Genomic DNA, 16,512 nt, shown 5'->3' with positions numbered 1-16,512 from the left:
AGGGGTCACTTCATCATTGGCATTCGGCTTTTTTATAGTCCATTAAATGCTTACTCTTTTTCTGCTAATTGATCCACTAATTTCTCAGCCGTTCTGCGATAGTAGTTGCTCATATTTACTAGTGATGCAATTAATAGAATCTGCTCCAGTTCATCATCTTTCCCTGAACTCATCGTTTGAACCGCTTGTTCCACCACTTCTTCTTTTCGGAGAACGTCCTCTTTAAACCCTTCAGCATTTTTACCAATAATTTGTAAGAAGCGATTATAAAACTCATCTATATCTAATTGGTCTTCCATAATACGATGGTTTATACCGTCCAAAGTCTTTTTAATATCGTTAATTGACAGTGCTCCCTTTAATTGGTAGATCAAACTAATGAGTATGATATGCTCTTTTGAATACTTCTTATTTTTGATTGGATAAAACAACTTACCTTTCGCATAGTTGTTAATCATTGTTTTTGTCAGTATTTTTTCGTCCTCATTACGCTTTGCATCATCATATTTTTTTTCAAACAGCTGAATAACCTGGTCCATATACAAGTCTAGTTCTGGTATATCATCCAAGGTAATTTGTTGGTCTAGTGATAATTTATCCATAATATCTTTCATATTAAAAACCTCATATTTTTCATAGATTATTTCCAATTTTACTGTATAAACGTTTTTATGTAAATGTTGACTACGTGATAAAATAAGTATATCATTACAAGTAGTTATAAAAACTACATATCAGAACATTGAGGAGGAACACTATTGACAGCATATATTCGTGAACCTATTAACAGTTTGACACATCTTGCTGGCGCCATTCTTTCTTTCATTGCTTTACTGGCAATGGTTATAAAAGCTTCACTGACAACTGCTTCACCTATGGACATTGCCGCAGTCATCATTTTCGGAATAAGTATGATGCTGTTGTATAGCGCTTCAGCCGCCTACCATATGATAATTGCTAAAGGTAAAGTCATTGCTTTTTTTCGGAAAATTGACCACTCTATGATCTTTGTATTAATCGCTGGATCTTATGCGCCCTTTTGTCTGATTTCACTGGATGGTGCACTTGGCTCTGGAATCTTCACATTTGTAGCAGTTACAGCTATTTTAGGCGTCGTATTTAAAATGGTTTGGTTTAATTGTCCGAGATGGCTTTCTACTTGTCTGTATATTGCCTTAGGCTGGGTGATTGTCTTTGCTTTTGCACCATTAAGCAAGACATTAAGCATTGGTGGCCTTTTGCTGCTGCTTCAAGGTGGTATTTTTTACACAATCGGCGGAGTCATATATGCAGTAAAACCTAAATTCATGGAATTTAAACATTTGGGCTTTCACGAGATTTTCCATATCTTTATCATGCTTGGTACCACTTGCCATTTTCTAAGTGTATATATTTATGTTCTTTAATTTACTAGGTTAGCACGTACTTGCGGCACTGCTGAGGGAAGTAGTGCCCATATTGCAGAAAACTGCGGTCTTATAGGCACTACTTCACAAATGCAGTACCCCGAGAATGACAAAAATAGTGGATCTATGGATACTACTTGGTTACAATAACCTTCAAAATGAGGAGAATTGCAGCCTTTCTTTAGCTTAAAATGACAGGTCGGGTTCCACTCCACCTTCGTCCGTTTATTTCTACTTTTAAAATGACGTTTCGGCTTTCACACCTCACTTTTGTCACTTTATTTCCACTTTAAAATGACAGGTTAACTTTCTCACTCCACTTTCGTCCGTTTATTCTTATTTAACTTTTTATAAAAACAACTACGAACAAAACTGACGCAACCGAAAACGGGCTGAACATTTTTCAGCCCACCTGCTTATTTTATTAATTTTTTAATTGTGTTAAGTGCCTTTTCGGATGGGTATCTGAACGGCAGGTCGAATTTTGTTGATTGTTTTAACATGCTTTTTTCATGGGAAAAGATATCAAAGCTTCCTTTGCCATGATAGGCGCCCATGCCGCTGTCTCCTACCCCGCCGAATGGAAGATGCGGGGAGCTCAGATGGAGGACTGTGTCATTAATACAGCCTCCGCCAAAAGAAATATGCTTTAATACAGCCTCCTGAACTTTATCGCTTTCAGTGAATAAGTAGAGAGCAAGCGGCTTTGGTCTATCTTTAATTTTCATAATGATAGAGTCAAGATCGCTATATTCCAAAATTGGCAAGATTGGTCCAAAAATTTCATCTTCCATTATTGGATCTGACCATGATATATCATTTAAGATTGTCGGTTCAATCATTCTTTTTTCTGTATCTGTTCGTCCGCCATATTCTAGTTGTCCATTATTAAGGAAAGCTGTTAGGCGGTGGAAATGCTTGTCGCTCACTATTTTTGTGAAGTTTCCGGTTTCCATTGGATCAGAAGTATAAATATCCTTTATCGCTTTTTTTACCTCAGCTATAAACAGCTCCTTAATATTGCTATGAACATATGTGTAGTCTGGTGCTACACATGTTTGGCCTGCATTGACAAACTTACCCCATACTAGTCTTTTAGCTGCATGTGTTAAGTGTGCATCCTCGTGAACAATGGCAGGGCTTTTGCCGCCAAGTTCCAAAGTCACTGGGGTTAAATGTTTAGCGGCTGCCTGCATGATGATTCTGCCTACAGGTACACTGCCTGTAAAAAAGATATAATCCCATTTTTCGGCTAGCAGCCTATCACTTATCTCGATGCCTCCTTCTACCACTGAAATATATTCTTCAGGGAAGTATTCTCCAATTAAGTTTGCCATGAGTGCGGATGTATGCGGCGTTAATTCAGACGGTTTTATGATAGCCGTATTGCCAGCGGCTATGCTGCCGATAAGTGGTGCCATTGCTAATTGAAAAGGATAATTCCAAGGTGAAATAATCAAAGTTACGCCATATGGCTCAGGATAGATGAAGCTTTTTGAGCCGAAGGTTGATAAAGATGATTTGACTTTACGCGGCTTTGCCCACTTTTGAATATTTTTTAACGTGAATTTTATTTCTTCTATTAGAACCGCTATTTCAGTTAAATATGAATCAAATTCAGTTTTATTTAAGTCTTCTTTTAGTGCAACCATGATGTCTTGTTCATGTGTTTTTATTAGTTTTTGCAGTTTTTCCAACGCAGAGATTCGAAAAGACAGCTCCTTTGTTTCTCCTTTTGAGAAGTATAACCGCTGTTTTTGAATTACATCTTTGTATTTTTCCATATTGATTGGCCTCCATAAAAAGAGTCTGTTGCCTAATAATAGCATTTAAAATCGGGTGATGGCACCATTTTGCTTACAAATAATCTAATATATCCTTGCAGGAATTTGCTGAACTTAAAGGGAATAAGTTATTCGGAGGAGATGATAAATATGATAAAGAAATGGCTGCCTTTTCTCATTTTAATTATGGGATTTATTTATATATTTTTAATTCCAGATGAGCCAACTGGAATTAAAATATTATTTAAACTAATTCCGATGATACTCATTATTTATTTTGCCTATTTAATCAAACCAGTAAATAAGAAAAAGCTGTCTACCATTATGTTGTTAGGTCTGTTTTTTTGTATGCTTGGAGATGGCTTATTGATTTGGTTTGTTGTTGGCTTGACAGCTTTCCTGATCGGACATATTTTCTATACTATTGGCTTTTTCACTCAGTGGAATTTTTCCCGGAGTCGAGCGCTTTCCATTCTCCCTATTGCAGTTTATGCTTTCGTTATGGGCGGACAGCTCGTTGATTCACTCCAGTCAAGCAATCAGACAAGCTTAATACTCCCTGTTATTATTTATATAGTTGCTATTTCTGCCATGTTTTGGTCGGCAATAATGAGCGGGAATTTATTTGCTATGTTTGGGAGTGGTCTTTTTGTCATATCCGATTCCATTCTGGCTTGGAATAAATTTGTAGCACCGATTACGTTTTCCGGAGAGCTGATTATGATTACATACTATAGCGCTCAATTTTTAATTGCTTTCAGCATAAATAAGTTTGGCAGTAGCTTTTCACCTTCGATAACAAATAAAGCATCAATCTAATGACACCTTCAGACTTTGTTATATTTAGTAAGCATTATAAAGCCACATGTTAAGTATTACCCGGGGCGAGGTCACTTCGCGCAAACTCCAGCGAGTGGCCCCACTTCTTCTTCCTCAGGATAAATAATGTATTCAATGTCTGCTAACACCCTACCCTGACTTGTTTACCTATTCCATCATTTTCCCTACCACATTTCGGCCAATTCTAAACAGAATGGATAAAGTGAAGCTTCTATCAGTGGGGGTTTTCCTTCATCACCCACCTATGCTTGTTCGATTCCTCTAAACTTTGAAGTGAGTCTTAGTGCCCATTAATCTGCGATAAAGATTAAAAAACCACAAATTCCTAAATATCGGATAAAAAAGAAGAACCTAACTGAGTAGGTTCTTCATCTGCAAATAAGTATAGTTACGATAAACAATACTGCCGAGCAATGTTTTGATGTTATATCTTTTATTAGATGTATAATTTAACGGTTTAGCAAAAAAATCCACGGTGATAACGATGTGTATACCACCCTCACTATTATGAAATATAACAAATTTTCATTCGATTGGATATTTTTAGAAAATTGTGTTAATATAAAGAAATCATCTTATGGCAGTCAAAACCATTTTTCTCCTTCTGCATATAATTAAAATAGGCTTAGATCTCAATGGAGTAAAATCAATACATTTGGGGAATTATGTTAAATAACAAAAATTAAAGGAGATGGGCACATGATTAAACCAAGTATGTTCAATGAAGGTGAAGACAATCAAGTTAGCGCTCAGCAAGAGGAGCAGGCAAAAGCAAAATCCGTTGCCGACACGGCTGCAGAAATATCTGATAAACAGCCAGAGTTTGATATTTTTGGAACAGGCTTAAATGGGTATAGAAGATAATGGAGAGACTGTTTTTGTTAGAATGATTGCTTCGATTATTTTTAGCAAAGAAGCAATCATTTTTCAATGCAGAAAAATGTTCAGACGAGCAAAGATTCGCCCCATCTGAACATCCATATCATCTAAACTGTAGCTTTCTCTAATTCCTCTGTAGTACCCTTCTTCTTTTTCACAGGGAGGAGCTTTCTTTCAATCCAGCCCATCACAACATCTGCAATGACTGCCATTAACGCTGTTGGTATGGCACCTGCAAGAATAATGGCTGTTCCGTCCTCAGCATTTGTCCCGCGAAGAATGATATCGCCCAAACCTCCGGCACCAAAAAAGGTACCGATCGTCGCTACACCGATTGTTATCACAAGTGCAGTCCGTAATCCCGCCATGATTACTGATAATGATAAAGGCAGCTCAACCATCCGGAGCACTTGAAATTTTGTCATGCCCATTGCTTTTCCTGATTCTAATAGCGCCGAATCCACATTTCGTATCCCTGTGTAAGTATTTTTAATAATTGGCAATAAGGAATATAGGAATAGTGCGAACACTACTGTATTTGTGCCCAGTCCCATAACGAGCATGAGGACGGCAAGCATTGCCAGTGCTGGAATCGTTTGAATAATATTAGCCAACGAAATAACCCAGCCGCTTAGTTTGTGATAGCGGGCAATAAGTATGCCGATTGGGATCCCTACAATGGCTGCGAATAAGACACCATAAGCTGACATGAGAAAATGTCTAAAGAATTGTTCCCAAACATATGAACCGTTTTCTGTAAAATAATAAATTAAGTCTTTTAATACTTCCATTCAGGTCACCCCCTGCTACTCTTCGTCTCTGAAGTAGTTATTTTCTTCTAAAAATTCTTTGGCAATGATGGCAGGCTCACGCATTTCTCCATCTGCTTCATAATTGAGCTCCTGCATCATTTCCGTATCTATTTTGCCTACGAGTCTCTCCAGTAATTCATCAATTTCTGGGTGTTCTTCCAAAATATCATTACTTGCTACTGCTGAAGTTTCATATGGAGGGAAGAAGTTGTGATCATCCTCAAGTACTTTTAAATCGAAGGCTTTAATGCGGCCATCTGTCGTATAAGCTAAAACAACATCCATATCACCAGAGGCAGCCGCTTGGTATACTAGCCCTATCTGCATAGGAAAAGCATTGCCAAATTCAAACCCGTATTCTTCTACGAAGCCTTCATAGCCATCTCCTTTTCGATTAAGCCATGAATTGTCAACGCCAAAAGCAAGGTCACCAGCGAGAGATTTTAAATCTGATACTTTTTCAATATTTTCTTTTTCTGCAAGCTCAGCAGTTATTGTAAAAGCATATGAATTTTCAAAACCATATGAATCATACCATTTCTGATTAAATTGTTTTTGAAATTCTGTTTGCACGATTTCCATTGCTTTTTCCGCATCCATCACTGGCTCCATTTTCAATGCACCAGCAAGGTCTGTCCCTGTATACCGTGTAGCAGATATATCTACATCTCCATTCACCATTGCCTGATGTACCACGATGGATGAACCAAGATTATTGACCATCTCTACAGTTAAATCTGTTTCTTCCTCAATCAATTGACGAATAATCTGCCCGACAATTTGCGATTCTGAAGTAGAAATGGTTCCCACAGAAATTGAGTTTTTATCAGAACCACTTAATCCAGGCAGTGAACATCCGGTCAGAACAATAGAAAAAATGATTAAGATACTTATGACAAATTTGTTTTTCTTCATTTTCAGCCACCCCCTATGCTGTTTTATTCTTTTCTCTTATCGCCTTTGGCGTCACTTTGTTTTCTACTTTTCCTAGAATCAGATCCACAATTAATGCGAGGATTGTAACAGGTATAGCACCGGCAATGATATATTCAGGCTGATAAAGATTTAAGCCGCTAAAAATATAATCACCTAAGCCTCCTGCGCCAATATAGGAAGCGAGCGTAGCCCAGCCGATTAAATAAACAGTTGATACTCTGACCCCTGCCATAATAACGGGAATACTCAAGGGCAATTCGACATAACGGATTCGTTCCCATCCAGTCATCCCCATCCCACGGCCAGCTTCTAATAAACTGGTGTTGACACCTTTAATTCCTGTATAGGTATTTCTTAAAATAGGTAGAACCGAGTAGAAAAATAATGCAATAATCGCGGGGATTTTCCCAATTCCGAAGAGTGGAATAAAAAATGCGAGGATCGCAAAGCTTGGAATCGTTTGAATCATACCTAATAAAGACATCACTGGCCCTGCAGCTTTCTCAAACCTTGTTAAAATTACGCCAAGCGGTACTGCCACAATTACCCCTAGCCCGGCAGCAAGCAATGAAATATATAAATGCTCCCACGTTTTACCTAATAACTCCATGCCATTTTGGCTTAAAAAATCGATAACGGCACTCATCCCTATTACCTCCCTTCTTTATTCTGCTGCCGCTTCATCGCCCCAGATAGAATCATAAACAATATCTACAAGACTTGTTCTAGTAACAATTCCGACAAGACGATTATTTTCATCTGTAACAGGTACATATTTCATTCCTTTTTTAAGGATTTGTCTTATCGTATCTCGTACGAGGGCATTCTTTTCTACGGCAAAAGTATCCGGAAGGATAACATCGCCGACAAGACGGGCCTTTTTGCGATTTTGATCGATTGTTTCTACATCTATATATCCTTCTAAAACATGGTTTTCATCTACAACAAGCAATGAATCGACCCGATGCTGCTTCATTAAGGTAATGGCCTCTGTTAATGACTGGCCGCTCATGATTGTAATCGGGCGGGGATTCATAATTTGTTCAACTGTAGTGATATTAGGCTTTGCCTGAACAAGTCTTTCTTTGCCAATAAATTCTTCTACAAACTCATTTGCTGGCTCACGTAATATTTCATCAGGAGTTCCACACTGGACAAGCTGCCCACCGCGCAAAATCACAATCTTGTCTGCAAGCTTTAACGCTTCATCCATATCATGTGTAACAAACACAATGGTTTTCCCGAGCTTTTTTTGCAGCTTCTTAAATTCATCCTGAAGGGAATCTCTTGTTATCGGGTCAAGTGCGCCAAAAGGTTCATCCATTAAAATAAGCGGCTGATCAGCCGCTAGTGCACGAAGCACACCGATACGCTGCTGTTGTCCTCCACTTAGCTCATGAGGATATCTATCTAGATAGTCTGGTGTCATATCTACCAATGATAATAATTCTTTCGCACGTGCTTTTCGTTTCTCCTCTGGCCATTTTAATAATTTGAGAACTAAAGAAATATTCTCCTGTATCGTCATATGCGGAAATAAGCCAATTTGCTGAATAACATAGCCAATTTCCCTTCTTAATTTAACAGGATCTTTTTTCATAATATCTTCATTATTAATGTAAATCGTTCCTTCTGACGGTTCGATCAGACGGTTAATCATCTTCATCGTGGTTGTTTTTCCACAGCCACTCGGCCCAATGAAAACTATAAACTCTCCTTTATTGAACTCCAAATTTAAGTCGTTTACTGCTTTTTTGCCGCCTTTGTACACTTTCGATACGTGGTCAAATTTAAGCAATTATGGCACCCCCATATTTTTTTCTATAAAGTCTTCTACCCTTTTTCCTATAAAAAGAATCCTTATTGAAAGACTTTTTTCTTATAAATGAAATAATTTTGTTATATAAATAGTATAGTTTAAACTTTGTGAAATAAAAAGTTTACAAACTGCATAAATTTTATTATATTTACGTAAAATTATTGTTGTATAAAACAATATAGAAGTATATCTTATAAATACTCGCATTTTTTTCATTATGCTAAAGAATGCTCATTTTAATATTATTAATATCTATGGTACATTTTCTTTGAATGAAGAGATGATCCTTAATTGGAAGGGTGATTTTTATTGAATGCAAAATTAAATCAAACAGAAGAGTTTTTTGTTGATAAGATAGCAGAAAACATGAGCACTTACGGTGTTTCAACTACCGTTGGCCGCGTATTAGGCATCATTTATATGAATAGAAAGCCAATGACATTAAATGAATTATCTGAAGCAACTGGTATGAGCAAAACCCGTATGAGTCAGGCTGTTCGGGAGATGCTTGAATTAAACATTGCAGAAAAGGTGTTTGAAAAAGGTGTACGCAGAGATCTTTATAATGTAGAGCAAGACTATTATCAAACATTCGTTTCTTTATTTACTTCAAATTGGCAAAAAGCGATTAATAAAAATAAACTGTTTGAAAAGAAAGTAAAAGCAGAGCTGTTATTATTACTTGAGCAGGAAACACTCAGTGCAGACGACGAACAAAAAGTGAATGATTTATTAAAGGAAGCAAAAGAATGGGTCGAATATTATCAATGGTTAGCCCGTTTAGTAGAATTCTTCGAAAGCGGAGAAATCTTTAATCATGTTCCAAAAACATAAACAAATAGTGGACCTGAAAACTCTTTCAGGTCTTTTTTTGATGTCAATATACTGAAATTCTATATTTATGGAAAGTTTGTCCTATCCTCTCATATATATGTATTAATTCTGTTTTTACAAACAGGATAATAAGATGTAATGGAGACAATTACCAATGATTCTAGGACTTATCATCATCTTTTTATTTGTGCTATTTCTTCCTTTTTCCGTAAGAGCGATAGAGGAAAACCTGGAAATGTTTTTATTCTTTATGGGATTGCTTGCAGTGTTTGTAAGCGGAGTTTATTCAGAAGCATTATTTTTAAAAGCTGCCTCTGATCCTATAAATATTGCTTTTGCCGTTTTTATTGCTGGTCTTTTTTTTAAATGGTTTCAAAACCAGCTTGAAAATAGCATTACTAAAATAAGCAGAATGATTCCCTTTCGTTTGTTTTGTGCACTTGTTGTCATTACCCTTGGACTCATCTCAAGTGTAATTACGGCAATCATTGCTGCGCTTGTGCTTGTATTAATTACATCTTCTCTACAGCTTGAACGCACGTCACAAATTAAGCTTGTTGTTCTTGCCTGTTTTTCAATCGGGCTTGGGGCGTCATTAACGCCAATCGGGGAGCCTTTATCAACCATTGCCATTAGTAAATTAAATGAAGATTTCTTCTTTCTCGTCCGCCTTGTTGGTGGTGAAATTTTCGCAGCTATCCTATTGTTTGGCATTTTAGCAGCACTATTAGTTTCTCCTCCTAAACCGCAAAGCAAGGCCACCGATGGATTACATACCCAAAATGAAAACTATGGTGAAATTTTTATTCGCTCATTAAAGATTTATTTTTTTGTTATGGGATTAACCTTTTTAGGAGCAGGATTTGAACCGATTATTAATAAATATATTGTCGGCTTAGACCCTTCTACACTATATTGGATCAATATTTTATCTGCAGTATTAGATAATGCTACACTGGCAGCTGCTGAAATTAGCCCTGCAATGAGCCATGATACTGTACAGGCGATTCTGCTCGGCCTGCTCATCAGCGGCGGTATGCTTGTACCAGGAAATATCCCGAATATTATCTCTGCTGGAAAACTGCAAATATCCAGCAAAGAATGGGCGAAGTTTGGCTTACCGATTGGATTTGTTTTTATGCTAGGCTATTTCGTCGTTTTAATGTTGATTCAATAGCACTCGACGTTGTCTCTCTTAAGAGGATTTGAGACTAAAGTAAGCTCGCTTTTTAGCAGTGCGAGCGTCAAGCCAACACTTCACCTATTAAAGCTGCAGTATACCAAGGCGGAATCCTCTTGCGTTAAGAGGGTTTTTTTTATGAAAATAACGAGTAAACCGTTCTGCCTTTCCTCCCGGTTGTCGTTTCCGCTTGTGAAAGCGAATTAAGAATAGCCTCTTCTGTTACTTCTGCAGCTGCAGAGAAAATTTCATTCATGATCGGATGATTTTCTCTAATTACTGTTTGCTGTGAGAAATCCTCTTTATAATGATGAGGTATTTTTAAACCATTGGAAAATGCAATGACGATATCTCCACTGCCATGACTATAATTGCTGCCCGTTCTACCAAGACCAATTCCGCACCTCTTTGCAATCCGTTTTAATTGACGATCTGTTAAGGGAATATCTGTGCCTAATATAATCATAATTGATCCATCAGGTGTTTCTTTTACATCCTTATCCTTCACAGAAGAACCCATATACTTATCAAATGGAAATTCAACCTTGCCACCAAAATTGCTTAATACGAGACAGCCAAGATGGTAGGAACGCTGATTATTATCTGCAACGATTCTTGAAGAAGTGCCGATGCCGCCTTTATAGCCAAAGCAAACCATCCCTTTCCCTGCTCCAACTGCACCTTCTTCACATGGTGTATGGACCGCATTTTCTATTGCTTCAATGGCATGTTCCGGCTTTATCGGAAGTTCTCTAATTGAATTTAAATAGCCATCGTTACATTCACCTGTCACGATATTTATCGTACCCGTCGTATCGCCGATTTCTCTATTATTTTTTAACATATATTCAATCGTTCCGTGTGTAACTGCTGGAACAGCAAACGTATTTGATAACATGATAGGCGATTCGAGTAGACCAAGCTCGTCTAATTGAACTAGCCCTGTTGTCTTGCCAAAACCATTGATCACATATGAAGCGGCTACAACCTTTTCCAGAAAGAGATTGCCTTCATGAGGAAGAATAGCTGTTACTCCCGTACAAGCATGCTCTTCTTCACTTATTTTCTTATGTAAAGTAATGTGGCCAACTTTTACACCTGGTACATCTGTAAGGCAATTATGCTTCCCGGTCGGATATTGGCCTATAATTAATCCTCTCTCACGGATTTTCATTTTTCTCAGCTCCACTTTCTTTTTCCATTAGTTTATCATTTATTTATACATGCAAAAAGACAGCCTTCAGTTAAGAAGACTGCCTTTTTCATATAAGTTAAGTTAGGTTATTTAATTCTTTGGTTAATTCCATAAACTTTTCTTTGTTTCTTTCTTGAAGGGTCTTATCAATCTCTTGTCGGAGCTTTTCTTTTCTGAATGCAAGCAAGGCTTCATTTAACACTTGTTCCGCTACGAGTGACATTTGATTTTCATCGGATTGGACTGTTGAGTTAAGCGTGTACTTTTCCATTTTGAAATCAACCCCTTGACCTTTTTTCTATTATAACAAAAGATTTCTGATAATTCAAATCCAATATATATTTTTTGAGCTGTTTTTCGTTGCTCTTTGATCAGAAGCCTTGCTGCCTGCATTTTGCTTTTTTCGTGGTGACCGGTGATCTTTTTTAATTTTTCCTCGCTAGAATTTCTTCTCACCTTAAAACGAACACTCTTAAAAAAATTGCCTATCTTAATAAGTGCCTGATCAAGCCATTCAAATCATGCTGATATTTCTTTATTTCCACATCTTAAGCTATATTAAACCTCTTTTGCTATTATTGTGCCATTCTCTTTCCAAATACAGGTTTGTCATCTATAATTGGTATTTAGGAACTCAAAATATTTCGCAATAAACAATCATCACGACAGGGGGTGGGTTTCATGGAAGGCTCAACCGAGAATTTGAAAAAGGAAAAAATCTGGACTAGAGATTTCACTTTAATATGTCTTGCAAATTTCTTTGTCTTTTTAGGATTTCAGATGACTTTGCCTACCTTGCCATTATTTGTAGAAGAGCTTGGCGGAAATGATCAATTAATTGGAATGGTTATTGGGATTTTTACTTTTTCATCCTTACTAATGAGGCCATATGCAGGACATGCGCTCGAAACAAGAGGAAGACGCTTTATTTTCTTAACTGGCTTAGGTATATTTGTTATTTCAATCGGATTAATCGGACTTATACATAGCATTGCTTTTTTATTTCTTCTTAGATTAATTCAAGGAGTAGGATGGGGATTTTCAACAACTGCATCAGGAACAATTGCGACAGATCTTATTCCGCCAAAAAGGCGCGGTGAAGGCATGGGCTATTACGGATTATCTGGTAACCTTGCCTTGGCATTCGGCCCGACACTCGGTCTCGCATTAGTAGGAAAAATTAGCTTTACACAATTATTTCTTATTTGTGCATTGCTCGGCTTAGCTGCGTTTACGCTTTCTGCCTTTATTAAATATAAAGAAGTTGAACCAGTTACAGTGGAAGTGCCGAAAAGAAAATGGGATATTTATGAAAAGTCTGCCATCCCTCCATCCATTCTTATCTTTTTTATAACAGTTACATTTGGCGGAATTGCAACATTTCTTCCGATCTATTCACTGCAAAAAGGCTTGGATGGCATTGAGTGGTACTTCTTCTTATATGCATTGGCTTTATTGATTAGCCGAACTTTTGCCGGGAGAATTTATGATCGCCGCGGGCATCAGGCTGTGTTTATTCCTGGAACAGTCATGATTATCATTGCCATGTGTTTACTTGCATGGCTGCCGAACAATTATATGCTGTATCTTGCGGCTATTTTTTACGGTTTAGGATTTGGAACCATTCAGCCTGCACTTCAAGCGTGGTCTGTGAAGGAAGCACCGATCAACCGTAGAGGAATGGCAAACGCCACCTTTTTCTCCTTTTTTGATTTAGGAATCGGCATCGGTTCCATCATGTTTGGCCAAATCGCCTATTTCTTTGGATACAGTTCCATTTATGTAGTTGCGGCATTTTCAGTACTTCTTTCGATTTTTATTTATATTAGCATGTTAATGAAAAATAAAGCGGCATAGAAAAACCGGGTCTGAGAATTTCAGCCCGGTTTTTTCGCATTCACTTTACATTGCCTGTTTCTTCACAATCATATTTTGGCGATAGAAACGGTCAATGATCGAGCCAAATATTGCAGCAAGTATTTGTTGAAATAGCATGCCAATGACAACAGGTACAGCAACTGGCGGCGGAAAATAAGAAACGGCAAGTACAGAGCCTGCACTAATATTTCTCATCCCTCCATTAAAAGTAATTGCAATAATGGCTTCGCGGTCATCTCCCATTAAGTATCTTCCGATGATAAACGCAAACATATATCCTGTAAAAGCGACAAAAAAGACGGTCAAGATTAAACCTGCTAGTTTAAGATCCAGATTTTTAAGGAAAGGCGAGACAACCGCACTATTTATCATCACAACGAATGCCATACCAATTTTTGAAAACGGAGCAAGCCTGGCACTTAATAATGTGGAGACCTTATCCTTTGTTAAATGATTAACTGCCATGGCAAGTAATGATGGGATAACGATCATCATGATTAGCCCTTTCATCATGCTGAAGACATCCATATCTACCTGAGCGCCTACTAAAAGCGTCAATGTCAATGGGACAATAACTGGCGACAGCAGCGTATCAATTAAAATAATCGTTAACGTTAAAGGGATGCTGCCCTTATAAATGGATACCCATATCAAACTGGATATACCCGTAGGAATAGCCATCATGAGGATTAAACCTGTAATGGTAAATGTGTCTCCAGCAAATGTAATATGTCCGACTCCCCATGCCCATAGCGGCATCATAATATGAAGGACAAATAAGACGATGAAAAGCGGAAGCGGATGCGCGATTGCTTTCTTCATTGAGGAAAAATTAGCTTTCAAACTTCCGGCAAAGGTCATAAAAGCAAAAATCCATGGAATTAAGAAAGCGAGATTTTCCAAAAAAGCTGCGAGAAGAACACCAATAACAACACTTGTCGGAGTGATCAATGGCATTTTCTTTTCCAGCTGACTATTTAAGCGCGCCAGCATAATACATCACTCCTTTTAAACTATTATTCTGTTTATTAAGTTATCTACGTTATATATTATAACGCTTTTTCTCAATTGTGTTAGGGGGGTGAAGCATTTTACAGGTCATAAATCCTCGAAGTGTCAAACAATAAAGAAACCTTCCGGCACATCCGAAAGGTTTCTCTCATGATTCAATTTTCCAGTGAAACTTCCATTAAAGTTACATGATAATCACCAATTTCGCCCTCTTTATATAAATTCGTTACGGATGTGTAGTATTGAGTGATTGTCCCGTTAAAATTGAGGTTTTTATCAGGAACATCGACATTAAAAGTGCCTTCATATAATAGAACAGCTATTTCATGATAATTTTCACTTGTCACTTTAAAGTCAACCGAAACTTGTGTGAGTCCGTTTATGTTTTGCTCTTCATAGTTCTCTACATTAATAATATGATCATTTAGTTTAATACTTTGAGCCAATGGTATCGTCTCCTTTTTTTCTTTCAAATATTATATTATCAAAGTAGATTAGAATTAATGAAGAAATTTGCTTATCCTCCTTTAGTAGATGAAAGCACCCGCAACCTCTTCCTGAAAGATTGCGAGTGCTTTTTATTTACTATAAAGACTTCATTTCTTCAGTCAGTGTTTCAACAATCAACTGAATATCTTCTTCCCTAATATTGAGCGGCGGTGCAATCGTTAATACATTGTTAAAACCAGCTACTGTCGCCCCGTTTTTCCCAATAAGGATTCCTTTTTGTTTACAGCCAGCAATTATTTTATTTACTTTGTCGGCACTAAGCGGTTCTTTTGAATCTTTGTTTTTCACAAGTTCTATTCCAATGAGCAACCCTTTTCCTCTTATATCGCCTACATATGGATGGTCGCTCAACTTGTCGGCTAAGTTTTGCTTGAACAGTGCTCCTAGCGTTTTAGAACGGAGATAAAGCTGTTCATCCTCCATAATTTCAAGGTTCTTTAATGCTAGTGCACAAGCTGCAGGATTACCGCCAAATGTATTGACGTGCCGCAAATAGTCATACTCCTCAGACCCTTTAAAGGCTTCATAAATTTCCTTTTTAACCGCAGTCGCGGATAAAGGGAGATAAGCGCTAGTAATTCCTTTTGCCATCGTTATAATGTCAGGCTGCACACCATAATTCATAAAGCCAAAAGCTTCGCCTGTTCGGCCAAAGCCATTGATTACTTCATCACATATTAACAACGCTCCATGTTTTTCACATACTTCTTTGACACCAGTCATATACCCTTCAGGAGGCATGATAATGCCTCCGCCTGTAATAATTGGCTCCATTATGACCGCTGCAATCGTTTCACTCAGCTCCCATGTCATCACGCGATCAATCTCTTTGACAGAAGACAGCTCGCTTGGCTGTGTGCGATCATCTTCTGGGTTTCGATAAACATCAGGTGGAGCTACGTGAATGAATCCGGGTGCAAGCGGCTCATATTTAAATTTGCGCTGCGCTTGCCCAGTTGCAGCGAGCGTTCCCATAGTATTTCCATGGTAGCCGCGGTAGCGCGATATGATTTTGTACCTTTCCGGCTCCCCTTTTTGTTGATGATATTGCCTAACAATTTTAAATGCCGTCTCATTTGCTTCCGACCCGCTATTTGAGAAGAAGAATACATAATCTCCGCCAAGTATTTCATTGAGTTTTTCGGCAAGTTGAATTGCTGGCGTATGACTTTGTGACAGCGGGAAATAAGCCATCTGCTTTAACTGCTCATATGCAGCCTCAGCCAGCTCCGTTCTCCCATAGCCGGCATTCACACACCATAATCCAGCCATCGCGTCAAGATAGCGCTTCCCAGTATGGTCTGTAATCCATGCGCCTTCAGCCTTTTCAGCTATCAAAGTAGACTCTGGACTGTACGGCTTCATTGAGTGCCATAATAAATTCTTATCTTTTGTAAGCCAATCCGTTCCTTGTTTTACGTCTGCCAT

General features: G+C 37.9%; 17 protein-coding genes. 6 read left to right on the top strand and 11 right to left on the bottom strand.

What is annotated here, in order from left to right:
- Window positions 1-50 precede the first annotated feature (50 nt).
- Window positions 51-614 carry a DUF1836 domain-containing protein gene (locus tag CWS20_RS20935; RefSeq protein ID WP_066198896.1) on the bottom strand — a complete coding sequence of 188 codons (564 nt, stop codon included), beginning with the start codon at window positions 612-614 and terminating at the stop codon, window positions 51-53.
- Between the two features lie 144 nt (window positions 615-758).
- Between CWS20_RS20935 and trhA the strand changes: the two genes are divergently transcribed.
- Complete coding sequence (gene trhA, locus CWS20_RS20930; RefSeq protein WP_066198900.1) at window positions 759-1,406, top strand: PAQR family membrane homeostasis protein TrhA; 648 nt, start codon at window positions 759-761, stop codon at window positions 1,404-1,406.
- 416 nt (window positions 1,407-1,822) lie between these two features.
- On the opposite strand, the gene CWS20_RS20925 is transcribed toward trhA, so the two are convergent.
- Window positions 1,823-3,190, bottom strand: a complete 1,368-nt coding sequence (locus CWS20_RS20925; RefSeq protein WP_066198903.1) for an aldehyde dehydrogenase — start codon at window positions 3,188-3,190, stop codon at window positions 1,823-1,825.
- A gap of 150 nt (window positions 3,191-3,340) precedes the next feature.
- Here CWS20_RS20925 and CWS20_RS20920 point away from each other — a divergent pair, with 150 nt between their 5' ends.
- Entirely contained in the window at window positions 3,341-4,009 is a 669-nt protein-coding gene (locus tag CWS20_RS20920) for a lysoplasmalogenase (RefSeq protein WP_066198907.1), read from the top strand.
- Window positions 4,010-4,729: 720 nt separating this feature from the next.
- The gene (locus tag CWS20_RS28140) at window positions 4,730-4,894 is read left to right on the top strand and encodes a hypothetical protein (RefSeq protein ID WP_157090545.1); all 165 of its coding nucleotides are present in this window, start codon (window positions 4,730-4,732) and stop codon (window positions 4,892-4,894) included.
- Between the two features lie 122 nt (window positions 4,895-5,016).
- On the opposite strand, the gene CWS20_RS20915 is transcribed toward CWS20_RS28140, so the two are convergent.
- From CWS20_RS20915 to CWS20_RS20900, 4 genes are read right to left on the bottom strand one after another with little or no spacing between them, the layout of a single operon-like run.
- Window positions 5,017-5,700 (bottom strand): ABC transporter permease, encoded by a 684-nt coding sequence (locus tag CWS20_RS20915; RefSeq protein WP_066198909.1) that lies wholly within the window; start codon window positions 5,698-5,700, stop codon window positions 5,017-5,019.
- Window positions 5,701-5,715: 15 nt separating this feature from the next.
- Entirely contained in the window at window positions 5,716-6,636 is a 921-nt protein-coding gene (locus CWS20_RS20910) for an osmoprotectant ABC transporter substrate-binding protein (protein ID WP_066198917.1), read from the bottom strand.
- 13 nt (window positions 6,637-6,649) lie between these two features.
- A complete protein-coding gene (locus CWS20_RS20905; protein ID WP_066198921.1) occupies window positions 6,650-7,303 on the bottom strand; it encodes an ABC transporter permease in 654 nt (217 codons plus the stop codon).
- An 18-nt stretch (window positions 7,304-7,321) separates the two neighbouring features.
- On the bottom strand, window positions 7,322-8,455 hold the full coding sequence (locus CWS20_RS20900) for a betaine/proline/choline family ABC transporter ATP-binding protein (RefSeq protein WP_066198924.1): 1,134 nt from the start codon (window positions 8,453-8,455) through the stop codon (window positions 7,322-7,324).
- Window positions 8,456-8,785: 330 nt separating this feature from the next.
- On the opposite strand from CWS20_RS20900, the gene CWS20_RS20895 reads away from it, so the two are divergent.
- Window positions 8,786-9,310: a GbsR/MarR family transcriptional regulator gene (locus tag CWS20_RS20895; RefSeq protein WP_066198927.1), complete on the top strand. Its 525-nt coding sequence runs from the start codon at window positions 8,786-8,788 to the stop codon at window positions 9,308-9,310.
- A 154-nt stretch (window positions 9,311-9,464) separates the two neighbouring features.
- Window positions 9,465-10,487: a DUF1646 family protein gene (locus CWS20_RS20890; RefSeq protein ID WP_066198929.1), complete on the top strand. Its 1,023-nt coding sequence runs from the start codon at window positions 9,465-9,467 to the stop codon at window positions 10,485-10,487.
- Between the two features lie 139 nt (window positions 10,488-10,626).
- Here CWS20_RS20890 and CWS20_RS20885 read toward each other — a convergent pair whose 3' ends face one another.
- Complete coding sequence (locus tag CWS20_RS20885; RefSeq protein ID WP_066198931.1) at window positions 10,627-11,664, bottom strand: P1 family peptidase; 1,038 nt, start codon at window positions 11,662-11,664, stop codon at window positions 10,627-10,629.
- 97 nt (window positions 11,665-11,761) lie between these two features.
- Window positions 11,762-11,956 (bottom strand): IDEAL domain-containing protein, encoded by a 195-nt coding sequence (locus CWS20_RS20880; protein WP_066198934.1) that lies wholly within the window; start codon window positions 11,954-11,956, stop codon window positions 11,762-11,764.
- Window positions 11,957-12,366: 410 nt separating this feature from the next.
- Between CWS20_RS20880 and CWS20_RS20875 the strand changes: the two genes are divergently transcribed.
- A complete protein-coding gene (locus CWS20_RS20875) occupies window positions 12,367-13,542 on the top strand; it encodes an MFS transporter (protein ID WP_066198938.1) in 1,176 nt (391 codons plus the stop codon).
- Window positions 13,543-13,587: 45 nt separating this feature from the next.
- Here CWS20_RS20875 and CWS20_RS20870 read toward each other — a convergent pair whose 3' ends face one another.
- From CWS20_RS20870 to CWS20_RS20860, 3 genes are all read right to left on the bottom strand, one after another.
- Complete coding sequence (locus CWS20_RS20870; protein WP_066198941.1) at window positions 13,588-14,556, bottom strand: bile acid:sodium symporter family protein; 969 nt, start codon at window positions 14,554-14,556, stop codon at window positions 13,588-13,590.
- 173 nt (window positions 14,557-14,729) lie between these two features.
- A complete protein-coding gene (locus CWS20_RS20865) occupies window positions 14,730-15,020 on the bottom strand; it encodes a DUF3219 family protein (RefSeq protein ID WP_066198943.1) in 291 nt (96 codons plus the stop codon).
- 139 nt (window positions 15,021-15,159) lie between these two features.
- Window positions 15,160-16,512, bottom strand: a complete 1,353-nt coding sequence (locus CWS20_RS20860) for an aspartate aminotransferase family protein (protein WP_066198946.1) — start codon at window positions 16,510-16,512, stop codon at window positions 15,160-15,162.

The organism is Cytobacillus horneckiae (genome assembly GCF_002835735.1).
Lineage (GTDB): Bacteria > Bacillota > Bacilli > Bacillales > Cytobacillaceae > Cytobacillus > Cytobacillus horneckiae.
This window is presented reverse-complemented; position numbering and strand designations above follow the sequence as displayed.

Coding starts and splice junctions, on each gene's coding strand:
- CWS20_RS20935 (WP_066198896.1), bottom strand. CDS start 614: ATGAAAGATATTATGGATAAATTATCACTAGACCAACAAATTACCTTG.
- CWS20_RS20925 (WP_066198903.1), bottom strand. CDS start 3,190: ATGGAAAAATACAAAGATGTAATTCAAAAACAGCGGTTATACTTCTCA.
- CWS20_RS20920 (WP_066198907.1), top strand. CDS start 3,341: ATGATAAAGAAATGGCTGCCTTTTCTCATTTTAATTATGGGATTTATT.
- CWS20_RS28140 (WP_157090545.1), top strand. CDS start 4,730: ATGATTAAACCAAGTATGTTCAATGAAGGTGAAGACAATCAAGTTAGC.
- CWS20_RS20915 (WP_066198909.1), bottom strand. CDS start 5,700: ATGGAAGTATTAAAAGACTTAATTTATTATTTTACAGAAAACGGTTCA.
- CWS20_RS20910 (WP_066198917.1), bottom strand. CDS start 6,636: ATGAAGAAAAACAAATTTGTCATAAGTATCTTAATCATTTTTTCTATT.
- CWS20_RS20905 (WP_066198921.1), bottom strand. CDS start 7,303: ATGAGTGCCGTTATCGATTTTTTAAGCCAAAATGGCATGGAGTTATTA.
- CWS20_RS20890 (WP_066198929.1), top strand. CDS start 9,465: ATGATTCTAGGACTTATCATCATCTTTTTATTTGTGCTATTTCTTCCT.
- CWS20_RS20885 (WP_066198931.1), bottom strand. CDS start 11,664: ATGAAAATCCGTGAGAGAGGATTAATTATAGGCCAATATCCGACCGGG.
- CWS20_RS20880 (WP_066198934.1), bottom strand. CDS start 11,956: ATGGAAAAGTACACGCTTAACTCAACAGTCCAATCCGATGAAAATCAA.
- CWS20_RS20875 (WP_066198938.1), top strand. CDS start 12,367: ATGGAAGGCTCAACCGAGAATTTGAAAAAGGAAAAAATCTGGACTAGA.
- CWS20_RS20870 (WP_066198941.1), bottom strand. CDS start 14,556: ATGCTGGCGCGCTTAAATAGTCAGCTGGAAAAGAAAATGCCATTGATC.
- CWS20_RS20860 (WP_066198946.1), bottom strand. CDS start 16,512: ATGGCAGACGTAAAACAAGGAACGGATTGGCTTACAAAAGATAAGAAT.